Origin of the sequence: Henriciella pelagia, assembly GCF_002088945.1 — a bacterium.
Taxonomy (GTDB): Bacteria; Pseudomonadota; Alphaproteobacteria; order Caulobacterales; family Hyphomonadaceae; genus Henriciella; species Henriciella pelagia.
In genome coordinates this window covers 372,115-390,382 of the sequence record NZ_NCSU01000011.1, presented here as the reverse complement: position 1 = coordinate 390,382, position 18,268 = coordinate 372,115, and the positions used below count along the sequence as shown (strand labels likewise).

General features: G+C 56.9%; 20 protein-coding genes. 2 read left to right on the top strand and 18 right to left on the bottom strand.

The genetic code is table 11. From position 1 onward, the window contains the following. Positions 1–10 precede the first annotated feature (10 nt). From B8746_RS11410 to B8746_RS11390, 5 genes are all read right to left on the bottom strand, one after another. Positions 11–517, bottom strand: a complete 507-nt coding sequence (locus B8746_RS11410; protein WP_084393801.1) for a MerR family transcriptional regulator — start codon at positions 515–517, stop codon at positions 11–13. A gap of 12 nt (positions 518–529) precedes the next feature. Further along, positions 530–826 (bottom strand): integration host factor subunit alpha, encoded by a 297-nt coding sequence (locus tag B8746_RS11405; protein WP_084393800.1) that lies wholly within the window; start codon positions 824–826, stop codon positions 530–532. Positions 827–875: 49 nt separating this feature from the next. Beyond that, the gene (locus tag B8746_RS11400) at positions 876–1,844 is read right to left on the bottom strand and encodes a beta-ketoacyl-ACP synthase III (protein WP_084393799.1); all 969 of its coding nucleotides are present in this window, start codon (positions 1,842–1,844) and stop codon (positions 876–878) included. After that, on the bottom strand, positions 1,844–2,884 hold the full coding sequence (gene plsX / locus B8746_RS11395) for a phosphate acyltransferase PlsX (RefSeq protein WP_370237649.1): 1,041 nt from the start codon (positions 2,882–2,884) through the stop codon (positions 1,844–1,846). Before plsX ends, B8746_RS11400 begins: the two co-directional genes overlap by 1 nt. A gap of 69 nt (positions 2,885–2,953) precedes the next feature. Beyond that, the gene (locus tag B8746_RS11390; RefSeq protein WP_158084608.1) at positions 2,954–3,502 is read right to left on the bottom strand and encodes a ubiquinol-cytochrome C chaperone family protein; all 549 of its coding nucleotides are present in this window, start codon (positions 3,500–3,502) and stop codon (positions 2,954–2,956) included. A gap of 70 nt (positions 3,503–3,572) precedes the next feature. Between B8746_RS11390 and B8746_RS11385 the strand changes: the two genes are divergently transcribed. Further along, on the top strand, positions 3,573–4,052 hold the full coding sequence (locus B8746_RS11385) for an outer membrane protein assembly factor BamE (RefSeq protein WP_084393797.1): 480 nt from the start codon (positions 3,573–3,575) through the stop codon (positions 4,050–4,052). Between the two features lie 78 nt (positions 4,053–4,130). Here B8746_RS11385 and B8746_RS11380 read toward each other — a convergent pair whose 3' ends face one another. From B8746_RS11380 to B8746_RS11330, 11 genes are all read right to left on the bottom strand, one after another. Next, positions 4,131–6,275 (bottom strand): sodium-translocating pyrophosphatase, encoded by a 2,145-nt coding sequence (locus B8746_RS11380; RefSeq protein ID WP_084393796.1) that lies wholly within the window; start codon positions 6,273–6,275, stop codon positions 4,131–4,133. Between the two features lie 140 nt (positions 6,276–6,415). Further along, complete coding sequence (gene thiL, locus B8746_RS11375) at positions 6,416–7,348, bottom strand: thiamine-phosphate kinase (RefSeq protein ID WP_084393795.1); 933 nt, start codon at positions 7,346–7,348, stop codon at positions 6,416–6,418. 14 nt (positions 7,349–7,362) lie between these two features. After that, complete coding sequence (gene nusB, locus B8746_RS11370; protein WP_084393794.1) at positions 7,363–7,839, bottom strand: transcription antitermination factor NusB; 477 nt, start codon at positions 7,837–7,839, stop codon at positions 7,363–7,365. Then, complete coding sequence (locus B8746_RS11365; protein ID WP_084393793.1) at positions 7,836–8,264, bottom strand: 6,7-dimethyl-8-ribityllumazine synthase; 429 nt, start codon at positions 8,262–8,264, stop codon at positions 7,836–7,838. The genes nusB and B8746_RS11365 overlap by 4 nt, the downstream gene beginning before the upstream one ends. Before the next feature lies 1 nt (position 8,265). Then, positions 8,266–9,393, bottom strand: a complete 1,128-nt coding sequence (gene ribB / locus B8746_RS11360) for a 3,4-dihydroxy-2-butanone-4-phosphate synthase (protein ID WP_084393792.1) — start codon at positions 9,391–9,393, stop codon at positions 8,266–8,268. Between the two features lie 3 nt (positions 9,394–9,396). Continuing rightward, on the bottom strand, positions 9,397–10,017 hold the full coding sequence (locus B8746_RS11355) for a riboflavin synthase (protein ID WP_084393791.1): 621 nt from the start codon (positions 10,015–10,017) through the stop codon (positions 9,397–9,399). Between the two features lie 62 nt (positions 10,018–10,079). After that, entirely contained in the window at positions 10,080–10,742 is a 663-nt protein-coding gene (locus B8746_RS11350; protein WP_084393790.1) for a RibD family protein, read from the bottom strand. After that, the gene (nrdR, locus tag B8746_RS11345) at positions 10,739–11,209 is read right to left on the bottom strand and encodes a transcriptional regulator NrdR (protein ID WP_084393789.1); all 471 of its coding nucleotides are present in this window, start codon (positions 11,207–11,209) and stop codon (positions 10,739–10,741) included. The genes B8746_RS11350 and nrdR overlap by 4 nt, the downstream gene beginning before the upstream one ends. Before the next feature lies 1 nt (position 11,210). Then, positions 11,211–12,518, bottom strand: coding sequence for a serine hydroxymethyltransferase (gene glyA, locus B8746_RS11340; RefSeq protein ID WP_084393788.1), 1,308 nt, complete (start codon positions 12,516–12,518; stop codon positions 11,211–11,213). Between the two features lie 91 nt (positions 12,519–12,609). Further along, entirely contained in the window at positions 12,610–13,827 is a 1,218-nt protein-coding gene (hemA, locus tag B8746_RS11335) for a 5-aminolevulinate synthase (protein WP_084393787.1), read from the bottom strand. A gap of 105 nt (positions 13,828–13,932) precedes the next feature. Continuing rightward, positions 13,933–14,724 (bottom strand): class II aldolase/adducin family protein, encoded by a 792-nt coding sequence (locus B8746_RS11330; RefSeq protein ID WP_084393786.1) that lies wholly within the window; start codon positions 14,722–14,724, stop codon positions 13,933–13,935. 108 nt (positions 14,725–14,832) lie between these two features. On the opposite strand from B8746_RS11330, the gene B8746_RS11325 reads away from it, so the two are divergent. Further along, positions 14,833–15,597: an NAD kinase gene (locus B8746_RS11325; protein WP_084394220.1), complete on the top strand. Its 765-nt coding sequence runs from the start codon at positions 14,833–14,835 to the stop codon at positions 15,595–15,597. Here B8746_RS11325 and secF read toward each other — a convergent pair whose 3' ends face one another. Together secF and secD are read right to left on the bottom strand one after the other, a co-directional pair. Further along, on the bottom strand, positions 15,598–16,521 hold the full coding sequence (gene secF, locus B8746_RS11320) for a protein translocase subunit SecF (RefSeq protein ID WP_233124190.1): 924 nt from the start codon (positions 16,519–16,521) through the stop codon (positions 15,598–15,600). It lies immediately after the preceding gene. A 57-nt stretch (positions 16,522–16,578) separates the two neighbouring features. Further along, positions 16,579–18,255, bottom strand: a complete 1,677-nt coding sequence (gene secD, locus B8746_RS11315; RefSeq protein WP_084393784.1) for a protein translocase subunit SecD — start codon at positions 18,253–18,255, stop codon at positions 16,579–16,581. Positions 18,256–18,268 lie beyond the last annotated feature (13 nt).

The window sequence follows — 18,268 nt, the reverse complement described above, 5'->3', positions numbered from 1 at the left end:
TCATGCTGCGTCAAGCCGCGCGAGCCAGCCTGACCGAATCAAGCCGTTGCTTGATGTCTTCAAGATCGGAGAGCATGGCTTCGAGACGATCGCGCGCCGCCCCGGCCGGGGCGGCAACCGACGTCTCTGCCGTATTCTGACTTGCTGCGAACGCTGCCTGCACGGTTTCCTGCAGTTTTCTCGCTGGACTGTCCATGGAGGCGTCGTCGCCCGCAACGGTCAGGATCGCCTGCCCTGCCAACACCTTTTCGACGCCTTGCTCGTTGAGGAGTTGTTCTGCGCCTTTGAGAGTGAGTCCACGATCGTGTACCAGCAGCTGAATCGCCTTCAGAGCCGTCATGTCTTCGGGCCGAAACATGCGTCGGCCGTCGGGCCGCTTGAGAGGCTTCAGATGGCGCGTAAATTTTCCTTCCCAATAGCGCAGCACATGGGGTTGCAGCCCAAGCTCGTCAGCAGCTTCTCCAATCGAACGATAGGCATCGGCTGATTTCTCTACACGTTTGGCGGCTGCAGGCATGTGCTATCTCTCTCAATTTGCTTCTTCGACCTTGGACTTGAGCATGGGAGAAGGTTTGAACGTCACAACACGGCGGGCGGAGATCTTGGCTTCTACGCCCGTCTTCGGATTCCGCCCGGACCGGGCAGCTTTCTTCCGGACAACGAAATTCCCGAAGCGTGAAAGCTTCACTTCGTTCTCATGCTCGAGGCTTTTGCCAATCATTTCGAGCATACGGTCCAGCAAGTCTCCCGACTCCTGACGCGTCAGCCCTACCTCGCGAACAATCGCGTCGGCCAGTTCTACTCGTGTAACGGTCTTACTGCTCACTGATCAGCTCCTCTGGTTAACAGATAAGGCTGATTTCTTAATGAAAGAATTACAGCCTGAAGAGAGAGGCACCCCATGAAAAGCCGCCACCCATGGCTTCACTTAGCACAAGATCTCCAGATTTGATCCTGCCGTCGCTAATCGCTGTGTGCAAGGCGAGGGGAATGGATGCAGCTGATGTATTTCCGTGCTTGGCAACTGTCGAGACGACTTTTTCTTCGTCGAGCCCCATTTTGCGGGCAACGCCATTCAGGATACGCTGATTGGCCTGATGCGGAACGAACCAGTCGATATCTTCAACGGAGTGATCTGTATCGTCGAGGACCTGCTGAATTGCACTCGAGATATTGGTTACCGCATGCTTGAACACCTGGTTGCCCTGCATGCGGACGTGACCGATCGTTCCGGTCGATGACACGCCGCCGTCAACGTAAAGAAGGTCCTTCTTGGTGCCGTCAGTGCGGATGTGATGAGCAATGATCCCTTCATCGCTGTTGCCCTGCGCGGCCTGCAGGACGACCGCGCCGCTTCCATCTCCAAACAGGACACAGGTGCCTCGGTCGGACCAGTCCAGGATGCGCGTGAAAGTTTCGGCGCCAATAACCAGCGCCGTATTGAACAGTCCCTGGCGAAGCATGGAATCGGCAGTGGCCAGCGCAAAAAGGAACCCTGAGCAAACCGCCTGAACGTCGAATGCTGCGCCGCCATGAATGCCGAGCTTTGCCTGGACAGAGGTTGCTGTCGCGGGAAAAGTCTGATCCGGAGTCGTTGTCGCAACAACGATCAGGTCCACGTCACCTGTATCAATCCCGGCATTGTCCAATGCATCGCGCGCGGAGGCGGTTGCAAGATCCGACGTGACCTCATCGTCTGCCGCAATGTGCCTCTGATGGATACCGGTTCGTTCCCGGATCCATTCATCCGACGTGTCGACCATGCGGGACAGGTCGTCATTTGTGAGAATGCGGGATGGAAGATAGGCACCAGAGCCTCGGATAAAGCTTGTTCTTTGTGTCATTATTCAACTGTTTCCGGAGAAGTCCCGAGCCTCGACACCCGGTTCAGACCTGCAGCCACCTCATCCATATAGCTGCTCTGGGCGAGGTCCGCAGCCAATTTTACAGCGGTGGAGAACCCTTCCGCGTCGGTACCGCCATGGCTCTTGACGATGACCCCGTTCAATCCGAGCAAGACCCCACCATTGACGCTTGAAGGATTGAGCTTTGATTTCAGTTCGCGGAGGCCGGAAGCGGCCAGCGCTGCGCCTGCCTTGGACAGCAGGCTTGAGGACAGGGCCGCGCGCACATAGGTCGAGACAAGCCGGGCCGTGCCTTCCGCCGTCTTCAGTGCCACGTTGCCGGTGAATCCGTCCGTCACCACGACATCGACCAAACCGGTCGATATATCATTGCCCTCGATGAACCCCCTGAAGTCGATACCCAGGTCACGGTTTCGAAGGAGCTCAGCGGCAAGCTTGATGGCGTCGCGACCCTTCTCTTCTTCCGAGCCGATATTCAGCAGACCAACCGTTGGCTTTTCCTTGCCGAACACTGCGCGGGCATAGGATTCACCCATGACCGCAAACTCAACAAGCTGTTCGGCGTCGGCATCCAGATTGGCACCGACATCCAGAACGACGGACCGCCCTTTGAGCGTCGGCCAGACCGCAGTCATTCCAGGCCGGTGCACACCAGGCATCTTGCGGAGCGCAAGCATCGACATCGCCATCAGGGCACCCGTATTGCCGGCTGACACACCAGCATGGGCTTCGCCCTGCTTCACAGTTTCGATCATGCCCCACATGCTGGTGCCCTTCGCTCTGCGCAATGCCGATGACGGCTTGGCATCCATGGCGACCACATCGGGTTGGTCCACAATTGTACAGGCGTCGGACCATGACCGCGATTGAACCGAAGTCGTCAACAGATCGGCATTTCCGTGAAGGATGACATGTGCGTCCGAGCGGGTCGCGAAAAAAAGGTCGAGACCATCGATTACCACGTCCGGTGCGGCGTCGCCGCCCATGGCATCAACAGAAAGAGAAATCGGTTTCATAATTATCTGATGGGCCCGTGACTCGCGCGGACACTAGCACCCTGCTTTTCCGAAGCAAGCGACGGCTACCGCTCAGTCTGCCCTTTTTCCCATGAAGACTAGTCCTGCATCTCCGTCGAAGAGCGTTTCATCCGACAGGCTCGAAAGATGTTGTGCAAAGTCAATGACATAGTCGGCAAGCTTGTCCGCTTCATCTGCGGCGGCCACTTCATTGCGTTCCAGCACAGCAGCAATACCAGTCCTGCTGTCTGATGCAGCCAGGGCGTCTCTAATGGCATTGCCCAAGCCGAAGAATGATTCTCCGAACTTTCGAACTTTTCTGGCGATTGACGCATCACCGACCCCGGTTTCGCGTAAACCTGCGTCGAGTCCATCAAAGATGCGCGTGTACACAGCGCGCGACAAGACCGGACCTCGCCCTCCCCTTCGCTCAAGTTCCGGCAAAAGCAATCCGCCATGCAACGCTATGGCATTGAAGCGCCCACTAAAGCTGTCCTCGAATCCGCCCTCCGTGAACAGCCACGTCGAACGAGCGGCATGAACCAGGCCTTCGTACAGGCGATCCGCAGCGCCTTCTATCGCCGCCTTTTTCGGAAACAATCTGTCCATCAACCAGCTCAATTGTGCGCTCCGTAACTTGCCAATAGGCTCCCCGGCCCTGTAATCGGTAAGGAAGTAGAAGGAAACCCGAATGGTCAAACGCTCATTCATCGCCAGCCTGGCCGTCGCCTGCCTCGCAACCGGCTGCATCTCACCCGTAAAAGCCTATCACGGCTATGCGCCCGACGAAGTAGCACCGAATGCGATTACTCCAGGAATTGACACACGCTCAAGCGTGCTCGCCCAACTTGGCTCACCTTCAACCGAGAGCATCTTTGACGACAACACCTGGGTGTACATTAGCACGATCCAGGAGCGTTTCGCATTTTATCGCCCCCAGATTTCGACCCGGACGGTAACCGCCATCCGCTTCAGTGATGAAGATGTTGTGGAGGAAGTGCTGGAATACGACCAGGACGATGGACGCGTCATCAACTACGCCTCGCGTGAAACACCAACACTCGGCCGCGAGTTGGGGCTTTGGGAACAGATCTTCGGCAATGTCGGCCGCGCTGTGCTACCCGCCACAAACGAAGCGACGCCTGGGAACCCCACCGGACGACGCAACTAGTCGAGTCAGACAGCAAGCATGATAAAAAAAGCCCCGGCCGATCTGGCCGGGGCTTCTTGTTTTACTGGCACTCAACAATCAATGCGCCAGCACTGCGAGCATCAGAAGCGCTACGATGTTCGTAATCTTGATCATCGGGTTCACAGCTGGTCCTGCGGTGTCCTTATAAGGGTCACCAACCGTGTCACCTGTCACAGCAGCCTTGTGGGCTTCTGACCCCTTGCCGCCGTGATTGCCGTCCTCAATGTACTTCTTGGCATTGTCCCACGCACCGCCGCCGGACGTCATCGAGATGGCCACGAAAAGACCGGTCACGATCACACCGAGCAGCATGGCGCCGACAGCGGCGAGCGCTGAGGAAATTCCAGCGATCCACCAGATAACCAGAAGGAGCACAATTGGCGAGAGTACAGGCAGCATGGATGGAACGACCATTTCCTTGATGGCTGCACGGGTGAGGATGTCGACCGCACGACTATAGTCCGGCTTTACCTCTCCCTTCATGATACCTGGCATCTCGCGGAATTGCCGACGAACTTCTTCCACGACTGACTGCGCCGCACGGCCGACAGCCATCATGGACATGCCGCCGAACAGGAATGGCAGAAGACCGCCGAATAGAAGGCCGACAACCACGTATGGGTTCGCGATGGAGAAATTGACTGCAACACCCTGAAGAACGCTGCCCTCTGCGGCATTGACCGCAAAATACTTCAAATCCTCCGAATAGGCCGCAAACAGCACGAGCGCACCAAGACCGGCAGATCCGATTGCGTAACCTTTCGTCACGGCCTTGGTGGTGTTGCCAACCGCGTCGAGCGCATCCGTTGTGTCGCGTACCGAGCCTGGAAGGTCGGACATTTCAGCGATGCCGCCAGCATTGTCCGTCACCGGGCCAAATGCGTCCAACGCCACGATCATGCCGGCAAGAGCAAGCATCGTCGTCGTTGCGATGGCGATGCCGTAAAGTCCAGCCAGATTGAAGGTCAGGATGATGCCTGCAATGATGGTAATTGCTGGCAGAGCGGTGGATTCCAGCGACACGGCGAGCCCCTGAATCACATTCGTGCCGTGACCGGACTCTGACGATTTAGCCACGGATTTAACCGGACGATATCCGGTGCCGGTATAGTATTCCGTGATCACCACGATCAGTGCTGTCACGCCGAGTCCTGCGACGCCGCAGAGAAACAGGTCCATACCTGTCACTGTCGTTGCAAGACCGAGTGCGGCACCTGCGCCATCAAGGACACCAAAACCGTTCGGAAGGCCCCAGTTGATAGCAACAGCGAGACCGATCAACGAGAATATGCCCGTTGCGATAAGGCCCTTGTAAAGAGCGCCCATAATGTTCGTGGAGCCCTTGCCGAGCTTCACGAACCAGGTCCCTGCAATCGAGGCGAGGATACACACCGCGCAGATCGCGAGCGGCAGGAGCATGATGGAACCCAGATAGCCAAGGCCACTGAAATAGATCGCGCCAAGAACCATGGTCGCGACAATTGTCACAGCATAAGTCTCGAACAGGTCAGCTGCCATGCCGGCACAATCGCCGACATTGTCACCCACATTGTCCGCGATTGTCGCGGCGTTGCGCGGATCATCTTCCGGGATACCGGCTTCGACCTTGCCGACCATATCGCCGCCAACATCAGCACCTTTGGTAAAGATACCGCCGCCGAGACGTGCAAAGATCGAAATCAGTGACGCACCGAAGCCGAGTGCAACGAGACCATCAACAACCGCGCGGTCGCTCGGCTCATATCCGACGGCACCCGTCAGCAAGCCGTAATAGACAACGACGCCAATCAGGGCGAGACCGACAACAAGCAAGCCTGTAACAGCCCCGGACTTGAATGCCATGGCGAGACCGCCAGCAAGACTCTTGCTTGCTGCCTGCGTCGTGCGGACGTTTGCCTGCACGGACACTTTCATGCCGATGAAGCCGGCTGCACCGGACAGTACAGCACCAATGACGAAGCCAAGGGGAACTTCCCAATTGCGAAACGCAATCACCAGGAGCACCACAACGACAACGCCAACCATGGCAATGGTGGTGTACTGGCGCTTCAGATAGGCATTCGCGCCTTCCTGGATCGCCGATGCGATTTCCTTCATTCGATCTGTGCCAGCATCCGCAGCCATGATCGATCGTGACTGCAACCAGCCATAAAGCACAGCAGCCAGACCGGCGGCGAGTGCCACGTAAAACCATAGGGTCATTTTTGCCCTTCCTCCCTTTTTGCCTTTGGCCCAGCCAGAGACTGCGACCATTTGGCCTTATTGTTAGTGACTCGTCACTGCCAAAGTGCATTCAGTTAAGCAAGCTTCTTCGCACAATCGGTGATTTCACTACGCAAGAGCTAGTGGGTGTAACCTTTTACAGATGGTAAAGGTATGGCGACGCCGGAACGATGGATTTTCACCCCAGAACCTTCCGACACAGACCCGACCTGTTGGAAGAACAGCCCCCTCTCAGAAGCTAAGGTTTCGAATTTCTCGAATCGATCCGCCGAAACTGTGAACAGGGCCTGATAGTCATCGCCCCCGGTGGCAAGTGCGAGCATTTCTTCCAGGTCACTCGGCTCCGCCGCCCAGGGCACCTGATCTAGGTCAATGGAAAAGGCCAGTCGGCTCGCGTCGGCCAGATGAGACGCATCAGCAAGCAATCCATCCGAAATATCGAGGGATGACGTTGCGAAGTCCGAAATGACTCCAGCCCACTGCTCCTCGGTGATTTCAGGACAACGATAGTGATCTAGGTATACGCCAGTGTTACCGGTTCTCGCGACCTGAAGGCCCAGATACCCTGCCCCTACTACTCCGGTGACGATTAACACATCGCCAGGCTTTGCTCCATTGCGGTGCGTCGGCCCCTTCAGTTCGCAGCGGCCTGTCATCATCATGGTCAGCGTCAGGGGACCCGAAAATCTGATTGTGTCGCCGCCGATGAGCGATATTCCGCGCTGCTGGAGTTCGCCTCCTATACCATGGCAGAGCGTTTCAAATTCCTGCTCCGAAAAGCCATCAGGCAAAGCGATGGACAACAAAACCTGCTCGGGTAGTCCGCCTTTGGAAATAATATCCGACACGTTCACCCGGACGAGCTTGCGCCCAACCAGGTCCAGCGGGTCAGTCTTTAGGAAGTGAGTGCCCGCCGCCAGCGTATCCATCGTCGCGATCCTGACCGAACCACTGTGGCTCAGCAGCTTTCCGACATCATTCGACAGCCCCATAGCTTCGGGCGAAGGGGCGATGGGTTTCAGGTAACGTGCAATCCAGTCGAATTCGTCCATGCTGGATACGGTCGCTATTCTTCTGGTCGAAGGTCCCGGGCGATATTGTCCAGAACTGCGTTCACGAAGTTCGCCTCGGTCTTGTCAAAAAAATCGTGCGCAAGAGACACATATTCATCGAGAATCACCGCCTTGGAGAGTTCGCCGTGCTTCAACAGTTCAGCCGTGGCCGCCCGCAAAATGGCGCGGCTCGTTGCGTCCAGACGCGAAAGCTTCCATCCCTTGTTCAGTCTGGCCAAGATTGCTGGATCGATTTTTCCCTGTAGTTCGATCACACCGTTGACGATGGACTTGAACAGGTCGGGGTCTGCTTCTTCGACGGGTTCCTCGTCTGGTCCGAACCCCAATCGATCTTCCATAAATTCACGAATGACAGCCCTGGACCCCTCACTCGTCTGCTCCATCTGGTAAAGCGCCTGTACAGCGGCAAGCCTCGCGCCAGCCCGCCTTGCGCGGATTACTTCAAATGGAACTTTGCTTGTGTCGATCATCCGACAAATTTCTTTCTAAGCTTGATCATCTCAAGGCAGGCAATCGCAGCATCACGCCCCTTATTCTTCTGCTTGCGATCTGCGCGCACAAGCGCCTGCTGCTCATTTTCCACGGTCAGAATGCCATATCCGATCGCGAGGCGGCGTTCGACAGCGAGATGCATAAGGCCGCGGGCGCTCTCTCCACACACATAGTCGTAATGGCTTGTCTCACCGCGAATAACGCAACCCAAAGCGATATAGCCATCATAGCGCCCACTATCTGCAGCCATGGCAATAATCCCAGGCACTTCAAATGCGCCCGGGACTTCGATGATTTCTGCGGTCACATCTTCGCCTTCAAGCGTTTCGGCTACTCCAGCCTCCAGCTCGCGGGTGATGTGTTCGTAATAGCGCGATGTCGCGATCAGAATGCGGTGGGGCATATCAGTCCTTGCTTTCGTTCAGGGTTTGCCAGCCTGCAATGCTGAGGCCATAGCCTTCCAGAGCGGCAACGCGCGTCGGCTTGGTATCGGAAAGGAATACCATTTTCCGGACGCCGAGCTCGCGGAGAATCTGAGCGCCGACACCATATTCTCTTAACGGCAAGGTCTTGTCATCGCTGTCGCCCGCTTTAAGACCGAGGCGAGCAGCAATTGAATTGGGACGCATCGTGTTGACGAACACAACCACGCCTGCCTTTTCAGATTGGGCGATAATCTTCATGGCCCGCTCCACAAGATTTGACCTCGGTCCCTTTTGGCCCAGAATATCCGTGAGAACGTCCGTGCGGTGAACGCGCACCAGAACTTCCTCGTCGGCTCTGATCTCGCCATGCACCACCGCGATGTGTTCAATATTGTCAATCGCATTTCGGAACACGACGGTCTTGAAGCCTTCGCCATACTCGCTGTGCAATGGCGCTTCGACACGGCGTTCAAGGTAGCGGTCATTTTTCCGGCGCCACGCGATGAGGTCTGCAATCGTGCCAATCTTGAGTCCGTGAAGCTGTGCAAATGAGACAAGCTCCGGCAGCCGCGCCATTGTACCATCATCATTCATGATTTCGCAGATGACGCCCGCTGGGAACAGGCCGGCCATACGCGAGATGTCGACCGCAGCTTCCGTATGTCCTGCACGCACCAGCGTGCCACCTTCACGGGCAATCAGGGGAAAGACGTGGCCGGGAGATACGATGTCGTGATGATCCTTTGTTGGATCGATGGCGACAGCGATGGTCCGGGCGCGGTCGGCTGCAGAGATGCCAGTCGTCACACCTTCCTTCGCCTCGATCGAGACCGTGAAGGCTGTCTGCATGCTTTCGCGGTTATCGCGGGCCATCATGTCGAGGTTCAGCGTCTTGGCGCGCTCCAATGTCATGGAGAGACAAATCAGGCCACGTCCGAAGCGGGCCATGAAATTGATGGCTTCTGGCGTGGCGAAACTTGCCGGGATGACAAGGTCACCCTCATTTTCGCGGTCTTCGGCGTCAACGAGAATGAACATGCGCCCATTGCGGGCATCCTCAATGATTTCGTCGATTGAAGAGATCGCTGCGTGAAATTCGTCGCTCATAGTTTACCCATTTTCCGGAGCATCAGCCCCGATCATTCGCGCCACGTAACGTGCCAGCATGTCGATCTCAAGATTGACCATGTTGCCAACCTGTAAATTTCCGAGCGTTGTGACCTGCCATGTGTGGGGAATGATAGCGACTTCGAAAGTTCCATCCTCATTCGCACGTGCGACCGTCAGTGAAACTCCATCAATGGCGACCGACCCTTTGGTCGCAAAATACTTCATCAGGTCAACGGGTGGACGTACTGTCACGCGCTGGCTTTGTCCTTCCGGCTGAATGGCAGTGACCTCTCCAACTCCATCTACATGCCCGAAGACAAAATGGCCTCCCAGCTCATCTCCGAGTTTCAGCGACAGTTCCAGATTGAGTTTCCCGCCAACATCAACACGGCCCAAATTTGTCTTGGCGAGTGTTTCTGGAACGGCTTCGACGTCGAACCAGCTTCCCTCGCCTCGTTCGCCAAGCGCGACCACGGTGAGGCACACGCCTGAGTGCATGATCGATGCGCCCATACTGATTTGCTCTACCGGATAGGAAGATTGGACGCGCAGTCGCCGAAGGCCATTTCGGTCTTCTACACGCTCAATCGTGCCGGTGTCGGTAACCAGTCCGGTAAACATTACAGCTCTCCTCGGTGCCCATATATGAGGCGACTGGCACGGGGCCAATCACTCACGTCAGGTCAATCTTCGAAAGGTTCCCAGATTTCAAGACTGTCGCCGTCTATCAACTCGCGATCGACAAGCGTCCAGCGCGACGTCTGCTCCATCATTTCCATGCCAAGAGACCCAATCGCGGGAACACCATCACCCCCAATAATGATCGGCGCTCGAAACCAGAATATTCGGTCCACGAGCCCGTGTTGAATGAAGGAGGCGGCCAGCGTGCCGCCGCCCTCGAGAAAGATCGCATCAACCCCTTCAGCGCGAGCGCGGCGGCAGAGTTCAGGAGGTGAGACCTTTCCTTCCTCATTGCCAACATGCCAGAGATCGATTTCATCCCGATTAAGATGCGCAGGTTCATCTGTACGCGCATGGGCCAGTACCACCCGGCCGGCAGACGCTGTCTGAATGAGCCTTGAATCGGCGGGTGTCCGCAGTCGACTGTCCGCAACAATGCGAACCGGTTGTCGACTTGGAAGCGGAACAGTGCGCGCCGTCAGCAGTGGGTCATCGGCGAGCACAGTACCAATACCGACGAGCACGGCATCATGCTCGGCCCGCATCTGATGGGTTCGTGCCCTGGATTTGCTGTTTGTGATCCACTGACTCGTCCCGTTTGACAGCGCGATCCTGGAATCAAGCGAAGTTGCAATCTTGAGAGTGACCGATGCGCGCGCGCTCACGTGTCTTCGCCGCCATCTTCCAGTGCTGACGACTCAATGAACCTCGCAAAGTCGCTCGGATCCTTGAAGTTCTTGTAGACACTGGCATAGCGCACATAGCCGACAGGATCGACAGTCTTCAGGGCATCCATGACGAGCTCTCCAATATCTTCGGAGCTCACTTCAGTTTCACCACTGCTTTCAAGTTTTCGAACAATGCCGGAAACGAGCTGCTCAACACTCTCGTCCCCAACGGCTCGCTTCCGAAGTGCTATCGTTACCGATTTTGCGACCTTTTCACGATCAAAGATCGCGCGCTTGCCATCACGTTTGACGACAATAATGTCGCGCAGTTGCACCCGTTCGAAAGTTGTAAAGCGCCCTCCACAGACTTCACATGCACGCCTGCGCCGGACTGCCGTGTTGTCTTCAGCCGGACGGGAATCCTTGACCGCCGTGTTCTCGGCTGTGCAGAACGGACACTTCAAGTCAGACTCCCAGGCCGTTGTAGATGGGATAGCGCGCGGTCAGCTCCTTCACTTCCTCACGCACCCGCTGTTCGACGCCTTCCGACTGGCCTTGCGCGACCGCATCGACCACTTGACCAATCCATTCACCGATCTGACGGAACTCTGCCTCGCCGAAGCCTCGTGTCGTTCCGGCTGGAGATCCTACGCGAATGCCGCTCGTAATCATCGGCTTCTGAGGATCAAATGGAACGCCATTCTTGTTGCAGGTGATGAACGCCCGGCCGAGCGCCTCTTCAGCATCCCTGCCGGTAACATTCTTCGGGCGAAGGTCGACCAGCGCCACATGGGTATCGGTGCCGTTAGAGACGAGATCAAGCCCGGACGCCTTGGCCGCCTCGGCCATCGCCCGCGCATTCGCGACAACGTCATGTGCATACTTCTTGAAGGCCGGCGTCAACGCTTCGCCGAAGGCTACAGCCTTTGCTGCGATAACATGCATGAGCGGGCCGCCCTGGATACCCGGGAACACCGCGGAATTCACTTTCTTGGCAATCGCCTCATCATTCGTGAGAACCATGCCCCCGCGGGGGCCTCGCAGCGTCTTGTGGGTCGTCGTCGTCGCGACATCGCAATAGTCGAGCGGGTTTGGATGGGCGTCGCCAGCCACGAGCCCTGCGAAATGCGCCATGTCCACCATGAAATAGGCGCCGACTTCATCCGCTATTGACCGGAACGTCGCAAAATCGATCTGCCGCGGATAGGCCGAGCCGCCCGCAATGATCAGTTTGGGTTGATGTTCGCGGGCAAGATCACGGACCTGGTCGAAATCGACAAGATGGTTGTTTTCACGAACGCCATACTGGATGGCGTTGAACCATTTGCCAGACTGATTGGGTTTTGCGCCATGGGTAAGGTGCCCGCCTGCGTCGAGACTCATTCCGAGAATGGTATCGCCGGGCTTGATCAGTGCCTGGAAGACCGCCTGGTTCGCTTGGCTACCAGAATTCGGCTGGACGTTGGCGAAGTCGCAATCAAAAAGCGCCTTGGCACGGTCGATGGCAAGGTTTTCCGCAATATCTACATACTGGCACCCGCCATAATAGCGCTTGCCAGGGTAGCCTTCTGCGTACTTGTTCGTCAGGACAGAGCCCTGCGCCTCAAGAACGGCCCGCGAGACGATGTTTTCCGACGCGATCAGCTCAATTTCATGCTGTTGGCGATACTGTTCCTTGGCAATGGCTTCGGCGAGCGCTGGGTCGGTATCTGCAACGCCAGCCGTAAAAAAACGAGACGCATCGAAATTGGTCGACGGGGCTGAATCGGGCATCGGCTGACTCCTTTGGCTGAATTCGCTTTCGTTTAAGCGTCATCGCCCCGGTCAGCAAGACAGGGAATGTCAGCGGCGTCGTGAGGAATGCTTAAGCAGCTTCCTCGAGACCAAGCTGCTTCCATACGGCGAGAATCGCCGCGACAAGCTCATCCATCATCGCTTCATCGTGCACAGGGCCCGGCGTGAAGCGCAGGCGTTCGGTGCCTCTAGGAACCGTCGGATAGTTGATCGGCTGCACGTAGATGCCGAAATCAAACAGCAATGTATCGGACAGAGCCTTGCACTTTTCAGGATCGCCAACCAATAGGGGCACAATATGCGTCACACTGTCCATGACGGGCAGCCCGGCATCGCGGAACTTGTCCTTCAACAGCTGCGCGCTTGCCTGATGCTTTTCGCGAAGTTTTACGCCTTCCTCGGAGCGAAGCTTGCTCACGCTGCGCAAGGCGCCTGCCGCCATGACGGGACATGTCGATGTCGTGAAGATGAATCCGGAAGCCATTGAGCGGATCGCGTCCACGATGGTCGCGTGGGCAGCGATATAGCCACCCATCACGCCATAGGCCTTGCCGAGCGTGCCTTCAATGATGTCGACGCGGTCCATGATGCCTTCGCGCTGGGCAACGCCGGCCCCCTCGGCGCCATACATGCCGACAGCATGCACTTCATCAAGATAGGTGAGCGCGTCGAATTCATCCGCCAGGTCGCAGATTTCCTTGATCGGGCCGACATCGCCATCCATCGAATAGACGCTTTCGAACGCAATCAGCTTGGGACGGTCAGGATCGTCATTCTCGAGCAGCGCCCGCAAGTGGCCGATATCATTGTGGCGGAAGATACGGCGGTCCACACCTGAACGCCGAATGCCCTCGATCATGGATGCATGGTTCAGTGCATCGGAATAGATGATGAGACCTGGCAGGATCTTGCCGAGCGTCGACAGCGTCGCATCATTTGCGACATAGCCTGACGTAAACAGAAGCGCCCCGGTCTTGCCGTGAAGGTCAGCGAGCTCGCGTTCGAGATCGACATGATACCGGGTCGTCCCAGAAATATTGCGCGTGCCACCCGAACCAGCACCGAAGTTGTCGATTGCGCTGTGCATGGCTTCAAGGACGTCATCATCCTGCCCCATGCCCAGATAATCGTTTGAACACCACACAGTGATCTCGCGTTCACCATCTTCAAAACGCGCTGTGGCCTTCGGGAAAGCGCCGCGATGCCGCTGCAAATCAACGAATACGCGATACCGCCCCTCATCGCGAATAGAATTCAGCGCATCTTCAAATGCTTTCAGGTGTCTCATAATACCTTGTCCCCCTCGGGGCATGTCATCAGCGGTCTATATGGCAAAGCAGCCACGGTCATTCCAGACCGTAATTCTACCTATGTGTATTTGTCACACCCCGACTCAGGCGTCGTAACCCGGCGATTCGCGGTCGAGCTTCCGCTTCATGGCGGGCCAGATGAGTTGCTCTGTCAGCGTGTGCATACCGGATCGCTCACCGGTCATCCCGCCCTGCCCGGCCACCTTCTGCTGCAGTCCTTCATCGCATTCCAGCACGCCATCTCGACCCGCCGAAAGAGCCATGATCTGCATCTTGCATGCACGCTCCAGGAAGAACATCCGGGTGAACGCCATCGAGGCGGTTGCACCACAGGTCAGCGTTCCGTGATTTCGAAGCAGCATGGAATGCTTGTCTGGACCGAGGTCAGCGACGATGCGCTCGCGCTCATCCAAGTCCAGCGCAATGCCCTCATAATCGTGATAGGCAATGTCGGCACGAATGGCCATCGCTGTCTGGGATATGGGTAAAAGCCCTTCCTTCTGGGACGACACGGCAACGCCCTGATCAGTGTGAAGGTGCATGACGACGTTTGCGTCCTCACGGTTCATATGCACCGCTGAATGGATGGTGAAACCCGCCGGGTTGATAAAATAAGGTGATTCCATCACGACGTTGCCATCGAGATCGACCTTGACGAGCGAGGACGCAGTGATCTCATCGAACAACATTCCGTATGGATTGATGAGGAAGTGATGATCGGGTCCCGGCACACGATGAGAGATGTGGGTGAAGATCATGTCGTCCCACCCGTGCAGCGCTGTCAGCCGGTAGAGCATGGCCAGGTCTACGCGCGCCTTCCATTCTTCGGCGCTGACAGATCCTTTCACACTGATCGGCTTCATATCGTCTGGCATGTCTTCCTCCGTTCGTTTTCTCGATCATATAGCAAAATGCGCCGTCAACACTAGGTGCCGTTACGGATGGCGCTTGACCAAAGGCGAATGCCGTCCGACATGGTCGCCATGAAAATCAGTATTTCATTCAGCGCGTCACGCCGGCCTGAGGCCCAGGAAGCCTTGCAACGCCTCACACACAAATACGGACAGGTCGCAGAAGAGGACGCTGAAGTAATCGTCGCACTCGGAGGCGACGGCGCCATGCTGGATGCCATGCGTCGACGTTTTGGAGACCGCAAACCGGTTTACGGCATGAATCGCGGCACGGTCGGCTTCCTGATGAACGATTTCGAAGAGGATGATCTTTATCAGCGCATCAACAAGGCCGAGAAAGCCACTGTGATGCCGCTGAGAATGGTCGCCACCGATATTCATGGCGAGCCGCACGAACGCCTTGCGATCAACGAGGTGTCACTCTTTCGCCAGACAGCACAAAGCGCAAAGCTCCGCATCCGCGTCGATGGACGCGAACGGATGAGTGAGCTGACCTGCGACGGCATCATGGTTGCGACGCCAGCAGGTTCAACAGCATACAACCTGTCTGCACATGGCCCGATCTTGCCGATTGGTGCCAATCTGCTCGCCCTCACCCCTGTCAGCGCGTTTCGACCGCGCCGCTGGCGGGGCGCCCTGCTGAGACACGACGCAAAAGTTGACTTCGACATTGTCGAACCGGATCGACGACCAGTTGCTGCCGGGGCTGACAATCAGGAAGTGCGCGACATTGCTCACATCACAGTGACCGAAGACCGCAGCAAGCCTTTGACCATGCTGTTCGATCCTGGGCATGCGCTAGATGAGCGCATTCTGCGCGAACAATTCTCGTTCTAATCAGACGCCCTGGAAGCCGACGACCTCGCGTTTCGGCTTGTCTCCGCGATCAATGCCCAGCTGCAGAACCAGCGCAGATGCCACGAAGATTGACGAATACGTCCCGATAATCACACCGAAAATGAGTGCGAAGCTCATGCCGCTCAATACGGTGCCACCGAAAATGTAGATGCTGAACAAGGCCAGCAGCGTGGTGCCTGAGGTCAGCAAGGTGCGCGACAGGGTCTGATTGATGGCAAGATCGATCACCTTGCCGAGTTCCAGCTTCTTGTATTTGCGCGCCTCCTCGCGGACGCGGTCAAACACAATCACGGTGTCATTCATCGAGTAACCGACAATCGTCAGGAGCGCGGCAATGGTCGAAAGATTAAACTCAAACTGTGTGAGCGCGAACATTCCCATCGTGATGATGACGTCATGGAAAAGCGCGGCCACTGCACCGAGTGCATATTGCCACTGAAACCGGACTGAGATGTAGAGCATCATCAGTGCGAGAGCGACGCCGAGCGCAATAAGACCGCTGCGTAGCAGTTCCCCAGACACTTTCGGACCGACGGCCGCGCTGCTACGGATATTCACCCCTGGAAAGGCGTCTTCGAGCGCCGCTCGAACACTATTATTGGCTGTCTGCTGCGCCGCTTCCTGGTCGCCCCCATCCGCGTCCTGGGTTGCGAAGCGGATGACGATGACCTCAATGCCTTCCACGCCAGTGCCGCGGGCTGCATTGACCTGCACTTCACCCAGGCCAAGACCGCCCAAAATGCCGCGAACATCCTCTTCATTCACGTTTGCAGGCTTTTCGATCTCGATCACTGAACCGCCCGCAAAGTCGATCCCGAAATTGAGCCCCTTGGTGAAGATCAGGCCGAATGAGGCCGCAATAAGGATCACTGAGAACAGGAGCGCTGGCAGACGCAGCGTCATGAATCTCACATCTGTTTTCTGGGGCCAGTATTGCAGAAGCATTCGGTCAGCCTCCCCTTAAATCGACAATTTGCGCGGTTTGGCGAGGCGCAGCCACATGGCCGTGAACCATCGCGTCACTACAAAGGCGGTAAAGACCGAGGTCACGATGCCAATCGCCAGCGTGACGGCAAAACCCTTCACCGGACCAGAACCCAGCATGTACAGAATAGCGGCCGCGATGAAGGTTGTGATGTTGGCGTCGAGAATGGTCGACAGCGCGCGTTCATAACCGGCGATGACGGCTGTGTTCGGAGATCGCCCTGCCCTCTGCTCCTCCCGGATCCGCTCAAACACGATCACATTAGCGTCCACGGCCATACCGATTGTCAGAATGATACCGGCAATACCGGGCAGCGTAAGCGTCGCGCCAAGTCCCGAAAGCGCACCAAGTATGAGAATGATGTTGGCAAGCAGCGACCCAACGGCGAAACTGCCGATCAGGCCGTAGGCAATGATCATGAAGATTGCGACGAGCACGAGACCGATCAGGCTGGCGCGCGTTCCGGCGCGAATGGAGTCCGCGCCGAGACCGGGGCCAACTGTCCGCTCCTCGATAAAGCCAAGCTTGCCTGGTAACTCGCCCGCTTCAATGATGGCTGCGAGGTCCTGAGCCTCCTGCATCGTAAAATTGCCGGTGATCTGGACGTTGCCACCCCAGATCGGTTCGTTGATGCGGGGCGCAGACATCACCTTGCCGTCCAGAACAATGGCAAATAGCTCACCACGATTATTCGCTGTCGTGCGACCAAATCGTTCAGCACCGCTGCCCGTAAGCCGGAAATCAACGGCCGGCGAGTTATCGTCCGGGTCATAGCCCTGGTTGGCAGTCGCGATGTCGCTGCCGGACACAACCGGCGTACGATTGATCAGATAGGAAATGCCGTTCTCGTCCTGCACCAATTCCCAACCTGGGCGCGGCAGACCCGACTCGGCCGCTGCAATGGAAGACGGGCTGCTATCTGCCATGTTGAACGTCATGCGGCCCGCGCGGCTGAGAATGTCCTTGATGCGGCGAGGATCAGCCTCACCCGGTGCTTCAATAACGATACGCGTGTCACCTTGCGGCGTAATGGAAACTTCACTCACGCCATCAGGATCGAGCCTGCGGCGGATGATCTCGATCATCTTGTCCTGAGCATCAGCGGCCAGCGCCTGCCGGGCCGCCTGGGACACCGAAATCATGATGAGGTCGTTGCCCTGGGCCTCGATGCTCATGATCTTTTCGCCGCCTGTGGCACCAATGGTTGGATTGATGCGCCGAAGGCGTCTCAGCGCATCGTCCATCTGCTCCGGATTGCGCAGGCGGATCGGCAGGGTGCTGCCTTGCTGCTCGGGCACATCGCGTGTGATGAGGGGGGCACTGTTCAGGACGTCACGAATATCGGCCTGCAGGGTTTCAAGTCGGTTGGCTGCGACTTCGTCAGGATCGATCTCGGTCAGGAGATACACACCGCCCTGCAAATCGAGCCCGAGATTGACCTTGCTGGTTGGCAGCACGCCCGGCCACCAAGAGGCTTCCGCCTCTTCCATCTGCTGCTGATACTCCGCAATCGACTGAGGGTCAGTAGCGCCCGTATCGCGCGGTTCAATACCGAGAAATCCGTCCGTAAACGCATTTGGCAGCGCCAGCAGTCCACCCCAGAGCAGGACCAGACAAATGAGAGCGACTTTCCAGGCCGGAAAATTCAGCATATTCGGTATCCCT

What these genes read in the sequence shown, in the direction of transcription:
- nusB (WP_084393794.1), bottom strand. Translation starts at nt 7,839, where the DNA reads ATGATCGACACAAGCAAAGTTCCATTTGAAGTAATCCGCGCAAGGCGG.
- secF (WP_233124190.1), bottom strand. Translation starts at nt 16,521, where the DNA reads ATGACGCTGCGTCTGCCAGCGCTCCTGTTCTCAGTGATCCTTATTGCG.
- B8746_RS11385 (WP_084393797.1), top strand. Translation starts at nt 3,573, where the DNA reads ATGGTCAAACGCTCATTCATCGCCAGCCTGGCCGTCGCCTGCCTCGCA.
- B8746_RS11380 (WP_084393796.1), bottom strand. Translation starts at nt 6,275, where the DNA reads ATGACCCTATGGTTTTACGTGGCACTCGCCGCCGGTCTGGCTGCTGTG.
- B8746_RS11410 (WP_084393801.1), bottom strand. Translation starts at nt 517, where the DNA reads ATGCCTGCAGCCGCCAAACGTGTAGAGAAATCAGCCGATGCCTATCGT.
- glyA (WP_084393788.1), bottom strand. Translation starts at nt 12,518, where the DNA reads ATGCCCGATTCAGCCCCGTCGACCAATTTCGATGCGTCTCGTTTTTTT.
- B8746_RS11330 (WP_084393786.1), bottom strand. Translation starts at nt 14,724, where the DNA reads ATGCCAGACGATATGAAGCCGATCAGTGTGAAAGGATCTGTCAGCGCC.
- B8746_RS11400 (WP_084393799.1), bottom strand. Translation starts at nt 1,844, where the DNA reads ATGACACAAAGAACAAGCTTTATCCGAGGCTCTGGTGCCTATCTTCCA.
- secD (WP_084393784.1), bottom strand. Translation starts at nt 18,255, where the DNA reads ATGCTGAATTTTCCGGCCTGGAAAGTCGCTCTCATTTGTCTGGTCCTG.
- thiL (WP_084393795.1), bottom strand. Translation starts at nt 7,348, where the DNA reads ATGGACGAATTCGACTGGATTGCACGTTACCTGAAACCCATCGCCCCT.
- B8746_RS11325 (WP_084394220.1), top strand. Translation starts at nt 14,833, where the DNA reads ATGAAAATCAGTATTTCATTCAGCGCGTCACGCCGGCCTGAGGCCCAG.
- hemA (WP_084393787.1), bottom strand. Translation starts at nt 13,827, where the DNA reads ATGAGACACCTGAAAGCATTTGAAGATGCGCTGAATTCTATTCGCGAT.
- B8746_RS11365 (WP_084393793.1), bottom strand. Translation starts at nt 8,264, where the DNA reads ATGCCCCACCGCATTCTGATCGCGACATCGCGCTATTACGAACACATC.
- B8746_RS11355 (WP_084393791.1), bottom strand. Translation starts at nt 10,017, where the DNA reads ATGTTTACCGGACTGGTTACCGACACCGGCACGATTGAGCGTGTAGAA.
- ribB (WP_084393792.1), bottom strand. Translation starts at nt 9,393, where the DNA reads ATGAGCGACGAATTTCACGCAGCGATCTCTTCAATCGACGAAATCATT.